The following is a 15998-nucleotide window of genomic DNA, read 5'->3' on the forward strand; positions in this document are numbered from 1 at the left end:
TCCACGCACAGCACAACTCCCGCCGCCACCTGGGGTTACGGGCGTGGCGAACGCGGTTACGGTCACTCGCTCCCGCATATGGGGCGCACCGATGCACCGGTGGGGGCGCGCGGGAGGAGTCGTGGCCCCGGGCGGGTAGTCCAGATACCGGAGATCCGGCGCAGTTCGCTCGGCATCCTAGGGTGCGTGCCGGGAGGAAACGCGAGAGACGCGATGAAAGTGACCAACACGATGAATCGGCGCATTTCTCAGACATATGCCGGGCAGTGATTCCTTTCACCGATCACTGCGGCCTCAGGGGGAGAAACATGGCAGCCAGGCCTCTCGTCGCACGCCAGCCGAACGAACGGCTCCAGGCGCTCATCCAGGAAGCCGGATGCTCCAACGCGGGCCTCGCCCGCCGCGTCAACATGGTCGGGGCCGAGCGCGGGCTCGACCTCCGCTACGACAAGACCTCCGTGGCCCGCTGGCTGCGCGGGCAGCAGCCGCGCGGCAGGGCGCCGGGCATCATCGCCGAGGCGCTCGGCCGCAAGCTGGGCCGTACGGTCACGATCGACGAGATCGGGATGGCCAACGGCAAGAACCTCGCCTCGGGCGTGGGCCTGCAGTTCGCCCCTACGGTGACCGGGGCCATCGAGCAGGTCTGCGAGCTCTGGCGCAGTGACGTCGGCCGCCGGGACTTCCTGTCCGGTTCCACCGTCGCGTCGTCGGCGCTGGTCGAGCCCAGCAGGGACTGGCTGATCAGCGGTGCGGACCCGCAGGTCGCGCGCGCGGCCGGGTCCCGGGTGGGGATGCCGGACGTGGAGGCGGTGCGGGCGACGACGGCCGCGCTGGTCGACCTGGACCACCGGTTCGGCAGCGGTCATGTGCGACCGGTCCTGGTGCACTACCTGAACAGCGTGGTCTCCGGGCTGCTCTCGGGGGCGTACCGCGAGTCGACCGGGCGGCAGCTGTTCGCGGCGGTGGCACGGCTCACCGAGCTCGCCGGGTACATGGCGATCGACACGGGCCAGCCGGGTCTGGCCCAGCGCTACTACATCCAGGCCCTGCGGCTCGCCCAGGCGGCGGGCGACCGGGCCTACGGGGGCTATGTGCTGGCCGCCTCGATGAGCCATCTCGCGGCCCAGCTCGGCAACCCGCGGGAGATCGCCCAACTGGCCCGCGCGGCCCAGGAAGGCGCGCGCGGACGGGTCACCCCGCGGGCGGAGGCGATGTTCTACGCGGCGGAGGCCCGGGGCCACGCCCTGCTCGGGGACGCCCGCACCAGCCAGGCGGTGGCGGGCCGGGCACTGACGGCACTGGAGCAGGCCGACCCGGCTGACGGTGACGACCCCGACTGGATCGCGCACTTCGACCACGCGTATCTGGCCGACGAGCTGGCGCACTGCCACCGCGACCTCGGCCAGGCGGAGGCCGCCGCGCGCCGTGCGAAGGAGGCGCTGTCCGCTCTCCCGGAGACCCGCACCCGCCGCCGCGGCATCGGGCTGGCCCTGCTGGCCGCGGCGCAGGTGCAGATGCGGGAGGTCGAGCAGGCCTGCCACACCGGGACGCGGGCGATGGAGCTGCTGGGCACGGTGCGCTCCAGCCGGGGAGCGGAGTATCTGGAGGACCTGCAGCAGCGCCTGGTGCCGTACGGGGACGAGCCCGCGGTACGGGAGTTCGGGGCCCGTCTGGAGCTTCAGGCGGCCTGACGGGAGGGGGTCCGCGGGGCCGGCCGGGCCCGGGTCCCCCTTAACTGCGTCTTAAGGCCGCAGGGTGTTACAGCCCGTGTGAAGGGGTGGTGAGTGACAACACGCGCTTGGCGAACGGCGGCAACCACCCGATAGCGTGAGCCGACGATTCCATAGGTTCACACGTAGGAGTCCCGGTGACACAGAGCGGACAGGGTGACGAGCAGCAGCTCCCTGCTGTACGACCCGCGCACGAGGGCGTCGTGCTGCCCGCGGGCGGCGGCGAGCCCTGGACGCCCGGGGGACCCGCCGACCAGGCGGCCCCGGCCGGCGGGCAGCCGTGGGGGCAGCCCTGGGGGCCGCAGGCGCCCCACCAGGACGCCGCGCCGCAGGATCAGGACCAGGGCCGGGGCGCGTACGGCCAGGACCAGGGCGCGTACGGACAGCAGCAGGGGCCGTACGGGCAGCAGCCGCAGCACGGGCAGTACGGCCAGGGACAGCAGCCCCCGGGATACGGCCAGGTTCCGCAGCCCCAGCAGCCGTCCCCGTACGCCCAGCCGCTGCCGCCCGAGGCCGCGCCCGGCGGGGACGCGGACGCCACGCAGTACATCGCACCGGTGCCGGGCGGTCCCGCGCCGGGCGGTCTGCCGCCGGAGAACCGCGCGGAGTCCACCCAGTTCCTGGGCCGCGCCCCGCAGCAGGGGTACCAGCAGTCCGCCGGTCAGGCCCCGCAGGGCGGCCAGGGCCACCACGGCCACCAGGACACCGACGCCACCCAGTACATACCGCCGGTCCCCGGCGGCGCCCCGTACGGCATACGGCCCGGTGCGCCCGGTGAGCGGCAGCCGCCCGCCGAGTTCGACAACCTCTTCCGCAGCGAGGAGCCCGCGGGCGCCACGCAGCAGATGCCCCGGTTCGACCCCGCGCAGCAGCAGTACCAGGGCGGGCAGCCCCCGCAGGCGTACCAGCAGGAACCCGGCTACGGCGGACCCGGGTACAACGGGCCCGGGTACTCCGGCCCCGAGGACGGGCTGCCGCAGGACGGCGGGGACGGCCGGCGCAAGAAGTCCGCGCACATCCCGCTGATCGCCGCGGTCGTCGTCGGCTGCGCCGTGATCGGTCTGGGGGCCGGTGCCCTGATGAGCGGGGGCGACGACGAGGGCAAGGACAACAAGGAGCCGGTGGCATCGGCGAGTTCGCCGGCCGCGCAGCCCTCCGGCAAAGCCGCTCCGGACCCGGCGAAGCCGCAGGCCGAGGAGCTCGACAAGCTGCTCGCCGACAGCAACAACAGCCGGGCCGCGGTCATCGGCGCGGTGGAGAAGGCCAAGACCTGCACCGACCTGGACAAGGCGGTGTCCGATCTCAAGGGCGCGGCCAAGCAGCGCCGCGACCTGGTGACGCGGCTCAAGGACCTGTCGGTCGACAAGCTCCCGGACAACGCCCAGTTGACCGCCTCGCTCACCAAGGCCTGGCAGGCGTCCGCGTCGGCGGACGACCACTACGCCGCCTGGGCGGCGCAGGCCAAGAGCAAGAAGGTGTGCAAGAAGGGCAGGGCCCGCCCGACCGCGCACTACCAGCAGGCCAACGTGCAGAGCGGCGAGGCGAGCAAGGCCAAGCGGCAGGCGTCCGGGCTGTGGAACACCATCGCGGTGAAGTACGGCCTGACGAAGCGTGAGGCCACCGCGCTCTGAGCGCGGTGGTGAAGGCCCCCGGCGCGGGATTCGGGGGCCGGCCGCCTCAGCCGGTCGCGCTGGCGTCCGACAGGGTCTCCGTCACGTCGACGAAGCCCTTCTTGTCGGCGACCAGCCGGCCGTCGCGCACCACCTGGAACGTCACCCTGCTGTTCACGATGCGCGGGTACGAGTCGGAGCCGATCATGTCCTCGTAGCGCCAGCGCAGCTCGGGCGTGAGGCCGCCGGTGCTGACGCGGACGCCCCCGTTGAGGGCCTTGGTGACCTTCCGCGCGGTGATCTCCGACTCGTTCATCGACTCGATGACCGACTTCAGCGCGGTGTACGCGATCCAGGTCGTCTGCACGCCCGTGTCGTCCGGGTCGATGCGGTTGTCGCCGAAGGCGTGCTTGCTGATCACCTTCCGCATCAGATCCCAGCGGGCATCGCCCGGGGCCGGGTACCAGCCGGTGACGTACGCGCCCTCGAACGGGCTCTCCCGGCCGCCGGTGCGGTCGATGAGCGGCTGGCCGATGCTGCCGAGGACCGACGAGATCCGCACCGACCCGCTCGCCGGCTCCAGCCGCCGGAACGAGTCGAAGAACGTCTCCGTGCGGTCGCCGAGCACTGCCGTCACACAGCCGCCGTCCGTGCCCGCTCCGGCGAGCGCACGCCCGGCCGCCCCGTCGTACGAGGTGGTCCCCTCCGCCGCCTGGACGTCCACCGGCGCACGCCGGCGGGCCTCGGTGAGACCGGTGCGCAGCAGCCAGGCCTGGCTGTCGCCGCCCAGCGTGTCCGGCCGCACCAGCGAGACCCGCTCGCAGGTGCGGGCCAGCTGCTTGGCGTTGCCCGCCAGGAGCGCCGACTGGCCGCCGGTGACCGGATAGGACATGTAGCTCCGGAACTCCTCCTCGGAGGCGCCGTAGCCGCCGATGTACGGAATCCCGGCGACTTCGAGCGGCGCCATGAACGAGCGCCCGTGCCGGCTGTAGGAGCCGAGGACGGCGACGGCCTTCTCCTTCACGGCCCGGCGGGCGCAGTTCCCCGCGCCGACCGAGGTGTCCTGCTCGTCGCAGGTGACGACGCGCAGCTCGTGTCCGCCGATGCCGCCCTCGCCGTTGATCCAGCGGGCGTACGTCTGCGCCATCGCGGTCATGCCCGCCATGTTGGCGGCGTCCGGTCCCGAGTCGCCGCCGGGCGCCCAGGTGACGACGGTGAGCGGCTCCCTGGAGTCCCCCGAGGCCCCAGGGAGCGCACCGCAGCCGGTCATCAGCAGCGCCCCTGCCGCCACCGCGCCGGTGAGCATTCCGATGGAGCGGGGGAAGGTGGGGCGTCGCCGTCCGGTCATGGACACAGACCCTTCCCGCCCCCGGGTAACGCCGCAGTGTGCTTCGTTCAACGCTCGGTGACGTCCAGGTGAATTACGGGGGGCCGTACGGGAGGCCGTAAAGGGAACGTACGATCGACAACCGTGCAGCAAGGTTCCGAGAACTCTTCCCGTCGCGGCCGTCGCTCCTCCACCATGGGCGGCATGCCGCTCAATGACATTCCGTGGTGGCGCTGGCGCAGCAACGTGCGCTCGGCGCTGCACATGCTCTCCGACCCCGTCTTCCATCACGAGTGCTGGCTGGCCGGCCGGGAGGGATACGGCGACGTCACCGACGCCGTGTACCGCCTGGTCGAGGACACCTGGCTCGACAACTGGTCCGCCGAGAAGTACGTCGGCACCGTCTTCCGGGACTCCGGCGAGGCGGCCCTCGTCGACGTCGCGGTGCTGCGGGTGCTGCGCATCATGCACCAGGTCGGCGCGGACGCCCCCGTCTCCGCCTACCTGGAGCATCACGGCTGGCCGGAGGCCGTCCGGGCCGCCCGCGAGGCCCATGTGCTGCTCGCCACGAACGACGGCGAGGACCCCGACGTCCCGCCGCGCTCGCTCGACGTGCTCCGCATCATGACCAGGACCGCCTGAACGGCGGACGGTGTGGCACGCTACGGGGATGACCGCGCCGCAGCCTGCTGACAACGCTCCCGAGCAGTACGTCCTCACTCTCTCGTGCCCCGACAAACAGGGCATCGTGCACGCCGTGTCGAGCTATCTCTTCATGACCGGCTGCAACATCGAGGACAGCCAGCAGTTCGGGGACCACGACACGGGTCTCTTCTTCATGCGCGTCCACTTCTCGGCGGACAGCCCGGTGACCCTGGACAAGCTCCGGGCGAGCTTCGCGGCGATCGGCGACTCCTTCCGGATGGACTGGCAGATCCACCGCTCGTCGGACCGGATGCGGGTCGTGCTGATGGTCAGCAAGTTCGGCCACTGCCTCAACGACCTGCTGTTCCGGTCCCGGATCGGGGCGCTGCCGGTCGAGATCGCGGCGGTCGTCTCCAACCACACGGACTTCGCCGAGCTCGTCGCCTCGTACGACGTGCCCTTCTGCCACATCCCCGTGAACAGGGAGAACAAGGCGGAGGCGGAGGCGCGGCTGCTGGAGCTGGTCCGCGAGGAGAACGTGGAACTGGTCGTCCTGGCCCGCTACATGCAGGTCCTCTCCGACGACCTGTGCAAGCAGCTGAGCGGCCGGATCATCAACATCCACCACTCGTTCCTGCCGAGCTTCAAGGGCGCCAAGCCGTACCACCAGGCGCACGACCGCGGCGTGAAGCTCATCGGTGCGACGGCGCACTACGTGACGGCCGACCTCGACGAGGGGCCGATCATCGAGCAGGAGGTCGAGCGGGTGGGCCACGGCGTGACCCCGGACCAGCTGGTCGCCATCGGACGCGACGTGGAGTGCCAGGCCCTGGCACGGGCCGTGAAGTGGCACGCGGAGCGGCGCATCCTGCTGAACGGCCGCCGCACGGTGATCTTCGCCTAGCGGACGCCTCAGAGCCTGCTGAGCGAGGCCGCGGCGAAGAGCACGTCCTGGATCGCCTCGCGGTCCCCGCGCTGTCCCGCCGCCGCCTCCACGGGCTGCACATGCCCCGCCACCAGCTGGCAGAACTCCACACCGTCCAGGGCGACCTGCGCCACCGTGTGGTCGGGCGAGCCGACGGCGGCGGGGGAGTCCAGCGCGATGTACCAGTTGCCGCCGCCCGAACCCTCGACCTCCAGATGGAGCGAGCGCCCCGGGGAGCCCGCCGTCACCAGATGACGGGCCGGAGCGGCGAGCCCCGCCCTGCGCCGCTCGGCCAGTGCGGCCGGCAGCAGCCGCGCCGCGAGGTCGATCATCCGGTGGAGATGGGCGGCGGCGGGCGCCTCGTACGGGTAGTCCACCGCGTCGGCGATGTCACCGGCGTGCACCCAGCACTCGAAGGCGCGGTCCAGCAGCGCGTCCTGCAACGGCAGGGCGAAGTCGCCGTAGGAGACGGAGAGGTCCGAGACACCGCGCCCCGCGAAGGACACCGTGCGGATGAGCGTGTGGCTCTGGTCGCGCCAGGGCTCGCGGACGGTCCGGGTCGGCGGCCGCCGGCCGGACGACCAGTACGTCTCCGTGCGCGGGGTGGGCGCGAGCGGCAGCCCGGCACCCCGGCGCGCCGTGCCCGGGACGCTCCCGGCGAGCGGGTCGTCGAGCCCGAGGGCGGTGCTGACCAGCCCGTCCACGGTCATCAGGTGGCCGATGACCCCGGCGACCGTCGTCTTCCGGTTCACCCCGCGCTCGTGCTCGAACCACTTCAGCCGCACCGGGGCGTGCCACTCCGAGTCGCCGATGTCACGCAGCAGCGCGTCGAGCCGGGCCGTCTCCGCGTCGTACGGAGAAGCCCACTCCGGGACCGGGATCTTGGCCGGACGGCGGGTCAGACAGCTGTCCAGCACCCGGGTCCGCAGCATCGGATCGAGGTCCAGCGTGCGGTCGGTGTGCAGCAGCCCGACCGCGTCGCGCAGCCGCAGCGCCTCGTCCGCACAGGCGGCGCACTCCGTGAGGTGCGCCTCCACGGCCTCCGTCTCCTCGGGCGAGCAGGCGGTCAGCGCCCACGCGCCGAGAAGGGCCTTCAGGACGCGGTGCGGCAGCACGAGCGGCTCCGGTTCCGGGGGCGGGGTGAGCCGGCTCGGCTCGAAGTCGTCGGCCGCGGCCCGCGGGCCCGGTATGCGGCCGGCACCCCGCACCTCGTCGCGCCCGGTCCCGTCCCTGCCGTCCGTGTCATCGCTCACAGCAGCCGCCCGTATCCGGGCGGCGACGAGCCCTCCAGCGGCCGGGTGTGGGCGGTCGACAGCAACTGCAGCCCGAGCCGCAGCCGCCGGCGGGCCTCGTCCTCGGTGACGCCCAGATCGGTCGCGGTCTGCCGGTAGTCCCGCCGCTGGATGTACGCCAGCTCCAGCGCGGCCCGCAGCGGTGCGGGCATCGACGCGACGATGTAGTCGGCGCGGGCGGCGGCGGTGGCCCGGCGCACCCGCTCCTCCAGCTCGGCCGGGTCCACGACGGCCCCGTCGTACCCCTCGTCCTCCTGCGCCGCGGCGGTCCTGCGCAGCCGCTGCACGGACTCGCGGTGGGTGAGCCGGGCCACCCAGGCGCGCATCGAGCCCTGCTTGGGGTCGTAGGCGTCCGGGTTCTCCCACACGTAGGCGAAGACCTCGCGGGTGACGAGGTCGGCGGCGCTCTCGTCGTCGAGCATCCGGTTGGCCTGACTGTGCACGAGGGAGGCGAACCGGTCGTAGAGCTCGCCGAGCGCGGCCGCCTCGCCGCGGGCCAGCCGCTGCTGCATCCTGCGGTCCCAGCGGGGTGGTGCGTTTTTAACCATCCGACCCCCAGCTCCGTTCCGTCAGGGCCCCTGGCCCGTACCTCTCGTCACATCGAATGTAGTCGGCAAGGGTGACCGGGCACGCCCCTTTACGGCAAGTACGTCCCCGCGAGCGCCCTGGATGGTAGGGAATGCGGTGCCCCTCGGCGATGGAATCGGACCTGAAGTGATCATTTCTGCCCGAAACCCATCTGGGCCTTCCCGAGGGGGCCGGTGTTTCATGGGAGTGCACCGGGGCAGCCGCGAGGAGGAACGCAAACTTCCGGATCGTTTGGAATCCCCCGGAATCCCCGGAACGAGAGGCCCAGTCGCGTGAGCACACCTTGCCCACCTCCGGCCGAAACCACCCACGTCCCCTGGCTCGCCCAGGACCGTTCCCGCAAGCCGCTCAAAGTGGCCGAGACCGAACGTGACGGGTGGACCGTCCTCCACATGTACGGCGAGCTGGACCTGGTGACCTCACCCGTCGTCCGCCAGTCCGTCCATGACGCGGTCGCCGTCGGACGCCACGACGTCGTGCTCGACCTCTCCGAGGTCTTCTTCTGCGACTCCAGCGGCGTCGGCGTCCTCATCGCCTCCCGCCGCCTGATGCGCTCCTGCGGCGGCCGGCTGCGGCTGATCCTGCCCGCCCGCGGCGCGGAGGACGGCTCCCACGTCAACCGGGTGCTCGCGGCCCTCGGCGTACGCCGGCTGTTCGACGTCTACCCCGACTGGGACTCGGCCGTCGACGAGGAAGCCCAGCCACTCTCGGCCTGAGACGCCACCGCGGCCGGACATTAATACCGGGTTGTCACACCGGTGAAGCGCGTAAGTGACACGTGACGCCTGCGGGCGTCGTACGCTCCCCGCATGGACAGCGCAGAGTATGAGCGCAAGATCGCCTTCCGCTTCGCCGCCTTCGACCAGGACGGCAACGGATACATCGATCGCGCGGATTTCAACGCGGCCGCGGCCAGGCTGCTCACCGAATTCGGTACGACGGCCCGCTGCGACAAGGGCCAGGCGCTCTACACCGGGGCCGAGGCGTTCTGGCAGGGCATGGCGGGCATCGCCGACGTCGACGGGGACCAGCGGGTCACCCGTGAGGAGTTCGTGGGCGGTGCGGTGAAACGCCTCCGCGACAACCCCGAACGCTTCGCGGAGATCGCCCGCCCCTTCCTGCGCGCGGCGATCGCCGTCGCCGACCAGGACGACGACGGCGCGGCGGCGGTGCCGGCCGTGGAGCGCGCCCTGAGAGTCCTGGGCGCGAGCCAGGACGCGGCCGCGTTCGCGGCCCAGAGCCTGGACGCGGACCACGACGGCCGGATCGCGGAAACGGAAGCGGTGGCGGCGCTCGCCGCGTACTTCACGGTGATCGAGCCCGACGCGTAGCCCTTGGGCGGGCGGCGGCGCGTTTGCGTTGCGCCGGTCCTTGGTGCGGGGTTCCGTCCTCAATCGCCGGACGGGCTTGGGTGCGGGTTCCCCGCGGGGCGCGCTTGCCGGTGGGTGGGGGTCCGGGGCCCCTCCGGGGCGTCTCCTCAAACGACGAACGTTTCCAGTCCCACGCAGCGGGAGCCCGGTATGTGTTCGTCGTCCTGCGGGGACTCCCCTGCACGGCCCCGGACCCGGCCGTCCCGCGTCTGCGGCAGTCGTTTCGTCGGCGTTCAGACGCGACTGATGCTGGGTGGGGGCGTGCAGGGGGGTCCCCGCAGAAAAATGGCGTACTACCCGGCCCCCGCAACGTGTCGGGTTGCCACGCCAGTTTTTGAGGAGACGCCCCGGAGGGCCCCCACCCCCACCCACCGGGCATTCGTGCCCCGCGGGGCACCCGCACACAAGCCCGTCCGGCGATTGAGGACGGAACCCCGCCTCAACTGAACCGCGCACGCAACTGGTACTTCAGGACCTTGCGGAGCGCCTCGTTGCGGGGCAGTGCGTCGACCAGTTCCAGTTGTTCCGGGAGCTTGTGGACCGACAGGCCCTCGTCGCGCAGGTAGGCCGTCAGCTCGGGGAGGGTGAGGGGCGCGGCGTCCGGGGGCTGTTCCACCACCGCGCAGACGCGTTCGCCGCGCGTCTGGTCGGGGAGGCCGATCACCGCCGCGTCGCCCACGCCGGGGTGGCGGGCGAGGAGGTCCTCTATCTCCTTCGCCGAGATGTTCTCGCCCTTGCGGATGATGATGTCCTTCAGCCGCCCGGTGAGCACGAGGTGCCCGCTGGGCCGGACGTGCCCGACGTCGCCGGTGATGAGGAAGCCGTCGTCGTCGAAGGGGGAGGCGGAGGCCAGGTAGCCCTGGCAGACGGCCTCGCCCCGCAGTCGTACCTCGCCGTCCGTGCCGTACGGCAGTGGTTTGCCGTCCTCGTCGGTGATCCGGATCTCCATGCCCTCGGGCGGGCGCCCCTCCGTCTCGGCGAGGTGTTCCACCGTGTCGTCGGGGGCGCCCATCGTGATCATGGGGACCTCGGTCATGCCGTAGCCGTGGGTGAGCTGGACGCCCATCTCGCGGACCACCGCGTGGTAGATCTCGGGCGGCTTCGGGGCGCCGCCGCCCGCCAGGAGACGGAGGGTGGGGATGAGCGGGGTGTCCGGCGCCTTGCGCTGTTCCGTCAGGAACATGGAGTAGAACGCGGTGGATCCACCCGCGACGGTCACTCCGTGGCGCCGGTAGTCCGCGAGCGCGTCCGGCATCGCGAAGTGCTCGAACAGGACGGCGGGGAAGCCGTAGAGGAGGAGCATCACCGAGTAGTCGGGGCCGGCGACGTGGGCGAAGGGGAAGGCCACCGAGCCGATGTCGTCGGCCGACAGGTGCAGCGCGTGGGCCAGGCAGGAGCCGCCTGCGATGAGGCTGCGGTCGGTGTGCAGGACGCCCTTGGGGTCGGACGTGGTGCCCGAGGTCCAGTAGATCCAGCGCACCGGGGTGCCGTCGGCGGGCGGCGGGGGCAGGGTCGACGGGTCGCCGTCCGGGAGGGTGTCGTACGCCTCGATGATCCGCGGCGGGTGCGGGAGGTCCGCGGAGAGGCGGCCGGCCATCGCGGTGTGGTCGAAGCCGCGCCAGGTGCCGGGTACGGCGAAGTACTCCGCCTTCGACTCGCGCAGGGCGAAGCCGACCTCGCGGTCGCGGTAGAAGGGGATGACGGGTGTCTGCACCGCGCCGATCCGGGTCAGGGCGAAGGAGAGCAGGACTGTTTCCAGCCGGGTCGGCAGCTGCCAGGCGACGACGGTGCCGGGGCGTATCCCGGCGGCGTACAGGCCCGCCGCCACCCGTTCGGCACGGGTGCGCAGTTCGCCGAAGGTGAGTGTGCGGTCGCCCTGGATCAGGACGGCGCGGTCCGGGGTCAGGGCGGCCCGGCGTTCGATGAGCTCCCAGAAGGTGCGTGATGCACCCAGGGCGTGTGCGGTCTCGGTCACGGCGAACCCCTCACAGCTGACGGGTAGTCAGATCGTGCGGAGAGCGTAGAGCGCTGTGCCTTGTCGGTCCAGGGGTGCGGGGCTAGCCTGAGGGCGACGTCAATCTGACGGGTCATCAGAAACGTGTGCGCCGAAGGGGACACCATGACGGAACTGCCTCGGATCGTCAGCGTCGACGACCATGTGATCGAGCCGCCGCACCTCTTCTCGACCTGGCTGCCGGCCAAGTACCGCGAGCGCGGTCCGCAGCCGCTGACGGCGGGCATCGGGGAGCTGGCGTACACCGGGGGCAAGTACGTCATCACGATGGACCCGGACGGGCCGCCCACCGACTGGTGGATCTACGAGGACCTCAAGTTCCCGTACAAGCGGAACATCGCGGCGGTGGGGTTCGACCGCGACGACATGACGCTGGAGGGGATCACCCGGGCGGAGATGCGGCCCGGCTGCTGGGACCCCGTCGAACGGCTGAGGGACATGGATCTCAACCATGTCGAGGCGAGCCTCTGCTTCCCGACCTTCCCGCGGTTCTGCGGGCAGACCTTCGCCGAGGCGCACGACAAGGAGGTCGCGCTCGCCTGTGTGCGTGCGTACAACGACTGGATGGTCGAGGAGTGGTGCGGTGACAGCGGCGGCCGGCTGATCCCGCTGTGCATCATCCCGCTCTGGGACATCGACCTGGCGGTCGCCGAGATCAGGCGGAACGCGGCGCGCGGGGTGCGGGCGGTGACCTTCTCGGAGATCCCGACCCATCTGGGGCTGCCGTCGATCCACACCGGCTACTGGGACCCGTTCTTCGCCGTCTGCCAGGAGACCGGCACGGTGGTGAACATGCACATCGGGTCCAGCTCGCAGATGCCGGCCGCCTCCCCGGACGCCCCGCCCGCCGTCCAGGCCTCGCTCTCCTTCAACAACGCGATGGCCTCGATGATGGACTTCCTGTTCAGCGGGGTGCTGGTGAAGTACCCGAAGCTGAAGCTGGCGTACAGCGAGGGGCAGATGGGCTGGATCCCGTACGCCCTGGAGCGCGCCGACGACGTCTGGGAGGAGCACCGGGCCTGGGGCGGGGTGCGCGATCTGATCCCCGAGCCGCCGTCCACGTACTACTACCGGCAGATGTTCTGCTGCTTCTTCCGCGACAAGCACGGCGTCGCCTCGCTCGATGTGGTGGGGCGTGACAACGCGACGTTCGAGACCGACTATCCGCACGTCGACTCGACCTTCCCGCACACCAAGGAGGTCGCCCTCGACCACGTCAAGGGACTGGACGACGAGACCGTCTACAAACTGATGCGCGGCAACGCGATCCGGATGCTCGGCCTCGACCTCGACAAGTAGGCGTCATGGACCTCGCGTACACGGAGGAAGAGGAAGACTTCCGGGCGCGGCTGCGGGAGTGGCTGGGCTCGGTGCTCCCCGGGCTGCCCGGGAAGCCGGATCCCGGTGACTGGCCGGGGCGCCGGGCGTACGACGCCGGCTGGCAGCGGCTGTTGTACGACGCCGGGTACGCGGGCCTGCACTGGCCCGCCGACGCGGGCGGCCGGGGCGCCACCCCCACCCAGCACCTGATCTTCCTGGAGGAGACGGAACGGGCCGGGGCGCCCTACGTCGGGGCGAACTTCGTGGGGCTGCTGCACGCCGGGCCCACGATCGCCGCCGAGGGCACCGCGGAGCAGCGGGCGCGCTGGCTGCCGCCGGTGCTGCGCGGCGACGAGATGTGGTGCCAGGGCTTCAGCGAGCCGGACGCGGGCTCGGACCTGGCCTCGCTGCGGACCCGCGCGGTGCGCGACGGCGACGACTACGTGGTGAGCGGGCAGAAGATCTGGACCTCGCACGCGGAGGTCGCCGACTGGTGCGAACTGCTGGTGCGGACGGATGCGGAGGCGCCGAAGCACCGAGGCATCAGCTGGCTGGCGATGCGGATGGACAGCCCGGGCGTCACCGTCCGGCCGCTGCGCACGCTCGCCGGGTCCACCGAGTTCGCCGAGATGTTCCTGGACGAGGTGCGGGTGCCGGTCTCGCACCGCGTCGGAGCGGAGAACGACGGCTGGCGGGTCACCATGGTCACGCTCTCCTTCGAGCGCGGTACGGCGTTCGTCGGCGAGGTCGTCGCCTGCCGCCGCACCCTGGACGCGCTGGCCGCCGAGGCCCGCAGGAGCGGGCGCTGGGACGACGCGGTGCTGCGGCGGAGGCTGGGCAGGCTGGGCGCCGAGTTCCGGGCGCTGTGGCGGCTCACCCAGTGGAACGTCAGCGAGGCGCAGGCCAGTGGGGGAGTCCCCGGGATCGGCGGTTCGGTCTTCAAGCTGCGGTACTCGGAGGCCCGCCAGGAGCTGTACGAGGCGGCGGCCGAGGTGCTCGGCGCGGGCGACGCCCTCGATCTGGACCGGGAGTGGGTGCTGGACCGGCTCTCCTCGCTCTCGTACACGATCGCGGCCGGCACCTCGCAGATCCAGCGGAACATCGTCGCCGAGCGGATACTCGGCCTGCCGAAGGGGCGGTGAGCGGACCGTGGACTTCCAGCTGTCGGAGGACCAGAGGGCGCTGCGGGCGGGGATACGGGAGCTGCTCGCGGGCCGGTTCGGCAGGGACCGGATGCGGGCGGCGCACGAAGGCGGCGGGGGAGTGGACCGCGCCCTGTGGCGGGAGCTCGGCAAGGCCGGGTTCTTCGCGCTGCGGCTGCCGGAGGCGGCGGGCGGCGTCGGTCTCGGGCTTCCGGAGTCCGTACTGATGTTCGAGGAGGTGGGGCGGGCGCTGCTGCCCGGCCCGCTGGCCGCGACCCAGCTGGCCGCCGGTGTCGTGAAGGGTGCGGCCGAGGGGGAGGCCGTGGTGGCGCTGGCGGAGCCGGGGCGGCCCGTGGAGCACCTGGACGGGGCCGATGCGCTGCTGGTGCTGGACGGGGACCGGACGCGGGTGCTGACCGGCGGGGTGCTGCGGCGGGTGGTGGACGGGGCCCGGCCCGTGCGGTCGCTCGATCCGGGTACGCCGCTGTGGCGGGTGCCCGGCCTGGCGGCGTACGAGGGCGAGGCGCTGCCGGACGGGGCGCGGCTGCGGTGCGAGGGCGCCCTGCTGGCCGCGGCCGAACAGCTCGGCGGTGCCGCCCGCAGCCTGGAGGCGGCGGTCCAACACGCCGGGGAGCGGCAACAGTTCGGGGCGCCGATCGGGGCGTTCCAGGCGGTCAAGCATCTGTGTGCCGGAATGCTGGTGCGGGCCGAACCGGCCCGCAGCGCCGTCTACGCGGCGGCGGTGACCGGGGATCCGGTGGAGGCCGCCGGGGCCAAGCTGCTCGCCGACCGGGCCGCCGTGGACAACGCCCGCGACTGCCTCCAGGTGCACGGCGGTATGGGCTTCACCTGGGAGGCGGATGTCCATCTGCGTCTCAAGCGGGCCTGGCTGCGGTCCGGGCAGTGGCTGACGGCGGCGGAGGCGGAGGAGGTGCTGGCGGCCGATCTGGGCCACTCCGGGGCAGGTGGGTGCCGGGCGCACGCATGTGACGCGACGGACCCCTGAGGTTCACGCTGCGGAGTGACGCAGCGCAGTCGGCAGACGTCGATACCGGCTTGTGTCCTTTGCGTGATTCGTCACGGGCCGTCGTCGGTGCCGGGCTCGGGTACGCTCCGTTGGATGCGAGTGGTTCTGGAACCTGGCGATCCGGATGTGGCCTGTGCGGCTGCTCCGGTCCGCGAGAGGTGCCCTGCTCGTGATCCACGCGGAAGCGCCGGGCCAGCCGGGGAAGCGATTCCCGGGCATTTCGAGGCCGCCGGGCGTCCGTGTTCGACTCTCCGCAGCGCGCGTCGCACAGTATGCACCACGCGTACTCCTTCGCGATGGAATATGCCCGAAGCGCTTGTTGCGGTGACTGTACGTCAACCATGCTGTCTCGTAAGGGAATCACGTTCCGTGACCCTGAGGAGGCGCGAGGCGATGTGTCCGCCGGTTCGGATGGTGTGAGCGGTGCAGGTGCTTCAGGTTCAGTTGGAGGTCGGGCCCGACCCCGCGGAGGTCGGACGGGCCCGCAGATGGGCGCGTTCGAGGCTCGTCGGATCCGGGATAAGAGACGACGAGCCACTGGCCGAGACGCTCATCCTGCTCATCTCGGAGCTCGTCACCAACGCGGTCGTGCACACCGGCTGTCCGGCCGTGCTGCGCATGCTGTTCGGTTCGACGGGAGCGCCGGGTCACGCCGGGACCGTCCGCGTCGAGGTGGCCGACACCAGCTGCCGGCCGCCGCAGCAGCGGCACGCGGAGGGCGAGGACACCGGCGGCCGGGGCCTGGAGCTGGTCGACGGCCTGGCCGACCGCTGGGGCTGGCAGCCCGAGGGCGCGGGCAAGCGCATCTGGTGCGAGGTCGACCGGGGCATCCCGCTGATCCAGGTGCAGCTGCAGCCCGCCACCCACGGCGTGGGCGCGCAGGGTGTGCCCGAGCACGACGGCGTGAACCGTGAGGCGGGCGAGCGCGAGGCGGGCGCCGCGTACGAGACGTCGCACGCCGGCACCCACCGCGGTTAGGAACGCTCCCGGAGCCGCCGTGGCGCGTGC

General features: G+C 72.0%; 14 protein-coding genes. 10 read left to right on the plus strand and 4 right to left on the minus strand.

Going from position 1 to position 15998, the window contains the following annotated elements; genetic code table 11:
* Nucleotides 1–308 precede the first annotated feature (308 nt).
* The gene (locus tag OG408_RS22725) at nt 309–1691 is read left to right on the plus strand and encodes a transcriptional regulator (RefSeq protein WP_326671642.1); all 1383 of its coding nucleotides are present in this window, start codon (nt 309–311) and stop codon (nt 1689–1691) included.
* Between the two features lie 176 nt (nt 1692–1867).
* Nucleotides 1868–3361 carry a hypothetical protein gene (locus OG408_RS22730; RefSeq protein WP_285569868.1) on the plus strand — a complete coding sequence of 498 codons (1494 nt, stop codon included), beginning with the start codon at nt 1868–1870 and terminating at the stop codon, nt 3359–3361.
* Between the two features lie 46 nt (nt 3362–3407).
* Here the strand turns inward: OG408_RS22730 and OG408_RS22735 are convergent, their stop codons facing one another.
* The gene (locus tag OG408_RS22735) at nt 3408–4688 is read right to left on the minus strand and encodes an ABC transporter substrate-binding protein (protein WP_266781334.1); all 1281 of its coding nucleotides are present in this window, start codon (nt 4686–4688) and stop codon (nt 3408–3410) included.
* A gap of 174 nt (nt 4689–4862) precedes the next feature.
* Here OG408_RS22735 and OG408_RS22740 point away from each other — a divergent pair, with 174 nt between their 5' ends.
* On the plus strand, nt 4863–5309 hold the full coding sequence (locus OG408_RS22740; protein ID WP_266786353.1) for an SCO4402 family protein: 447 nt from the start codon (nt 4863–4865) through the stop codon (nt 5307–5309).
* A gap of 28 nt (nt 5310–5337) precedes the next feature.
* A complete protein-coding gene (gene purU / locus OG408_RS22745) occupies nt 5338–6216 on the plus strand; it encodes a formyltetrahydrofolate deformylase (protein WP_266781336.1) in 879 nt (292 codons plus the stop codon).
* 8 nt (nt 6217–6224) lie between these two features.
* On the opposite strand, the gene OG408_RS22750 is transcribed toward purU, so the two are convergent.
* Both OG408_RS22750 and OG408_RS22755 read right to left on the minus strand, forming a co-directional pair.
* Nucleotides 6225–7490: a zf-HC2 domain-containing protein gene (locus tag OG408_RS22750; protein WP_326671646.1), complete on the minus strand. Its 1266-nt coding sequence runs from the start codon at nt 7488–7490 to the stop codon at nt 6225–6227.
* Nucleotides 7487–8077 (minus strand): RNA polymerase sigma factor, encoded by a 591-nt coding sequence (locus OG408_RS22755; protein WP_326671648.1) that lies wholly within the window; start codon nt 8075–8077, stop codon nt 7487–7489. The genes OG408_RS22750 and OG408_RS22755 overlap by 4 nt, the downstream gene beginning before the upstream one ends.
* 432 nt (nt 8078–8509) lie before the next feature.
* Between OG408_RS22755 and OG408_RS22760 the strand changes: the two genes are divergently transcribed.
* Together OG408_RS22760 and OG408_RS22765 are read left to right on the plus strand one after the other, a co-directional pair.
* Nucleotides 8510–8833: an STAS domain-containing protein gene (locus OG408_RS22760; RefSeq protein WP_405407073.1), complete on the plus strand. Its 324-nt coding sequence runs from the start codon at nt 8510–8512 to the stop codon at nt 8831–8833.
* Between the two features lie 93 nt (nt 8834–8926).
* Nucleotides 8927–9448 (plus strand): EF-hand domain-containing protein, encoded by a 522-nt coding sequence (locus OG408_RS22765; protein ID WP_266781342.1) that lies wholly within the window; start codon nt 8927–8929, stop codon nt 9446–9448.
* Between the two features lie 478 nt (nt 9449–9926).
* Here the strand turns inward: OG408_RS22765 and OG408_RS22770 are convergent, their stop codons facing one another.
* Nucleotides 9927–11462 (minus strand): class I adenylate-forming enzyme family protein, encoded by a 1536-nt coding sequence (locus OG408_RS22770; protein ID WP_326671650.1) that lies wholly within the window; start codon nt 11460–11462, stop codon nt 9927–9929.
* Between the two features lie 144 nt (nt 11463–11606).
* On the opposite strand from OG408_RS22770, the gene OG408_RS22775 reads away from it, so the two are divergent.
* The 4 genes from OG408_RS22775 (at nt 11607) to OG408_RS22790 (ending at nt 15968) form a co-directional block, all read left to right on the plus strand.
* Nucleotides 11607–12800 (plus strand): amidohydrolase family protein, encoded by a 1194-nt coding sequence (locus tag OG408_RS22775; protein ID WP_326671652.1) that lies wholly within the window; start codon nt 11607–11609, stop codon nt 12798–12800.
* 5 nt (nt 12801–12805) lie between these two features.
* Nucleotides 12806–13963: an acyl-CoA dehydrogenase gene (locus OG408_RS22780; RefSeq protein ID WP_266781348.1), complete on the plus strand. Its 1158-nt coding sequence runs from the start codon at nt 12806–12808 to the stop codon at nt 13961–13963.
* Nucleotides 13964–13970: 7 nt separating this feature from the next.
* Nucleotides 13971–14969 carry an acyl-CoA dehydrogenase family protein gene (locus tag OG408_RS22785; protein ID WP_326671655.1) on the plus strand — a complete coding sequence of 333 codons (999 nt, stop codon included), beginning with the start codon at nt 13971–13973 and terminating at the stop codon, nt 14967–14969.
* Nucleotides 14970–15413: 444 nt separating this feature from the next.
* On the plus strand, nt 15414–15968 hold the full coding sequence (locus tag OG408_RS22790) for an ATP-binding protein (protein ID WP_266781352.1): 555 nt from the start codon (nt 15414–15416) through the stop codon (nt 15966–15968).
* Nucleotides 15969–15998 lie beyond the last annotated feature (30 nt).

Origin of the sequence: Streptomyces sp. NBC_01257 (assembly GCF_035917255.1) — a bacterium.
In the GTDB taxonomy this organism is placed as follows: Bacteria; Actinomycetota; Actinomycetes; order Streptomycetales; family Streptomycetaceae; genus Streptomyces.

Coding starts and splice junctions, on each gene's coding strand:
- OG408_RS22780 (WP_266781348.1), top strand. CDS start 12,806: ATGGACCTCGCGTACACGGAGGAAGAGGAAGACTTCCGGGCGCGGCTG.
- OG408_RS22760 (WP_405407073.1), top strand. CDS start 8,510: ATGTACGGCGAGCTGGACCTGGTGACCTCACCCGTCGTCCGCCAGTCC.
- OG408_RS22775 (WP_326671652.1), top strand. CDS start 11,607: ATGACGGAACTGCCTCGGATCGTCAGCGTCGACGACCATGTGATCGAG.
- purU (WP_266781336.1), top strand. CDS start 5,338: ATGACCGCGCCGCAGCCTGCTGACAACGCTCCCGAGCAGTACGTCCTC.
- OG408_RS22755 (WP_326671648.1), bottom strand. CDS start 8,077: ATGGTTAAAAACGCACCACCCCGCTGGGACCGCAGGATGCAGCAGCGG.
- OG408_RS22725 (WP_326671642.1), top strand. CDS start 309: ATGGCAGCCAGGCCTCTCGTCGCACGCCAGCCGAACGAACGGCTCCAG.
- OG408_RS22735 (WP_266781334.1), bottom strand. CDS start 4,688: ATGACCGGACGGCGACGCCCCACCTTCCCCCGCTCCATCGGAATGCTC.
- OG408_RS22765 (WP_266781342.1), top strand. CDS start 8,927: ATGGACAGCGCAGAGTATGAGCGCAAGATCGCCTTCCGCTTCGCCGCC.
- OG408_RS22740 (WP_266786353.1), top strand. CDS start 4,863: ATGGGCGGCATGCCGCTCAATGACATTCCGTGGTGGCGCTGGCGCAGC.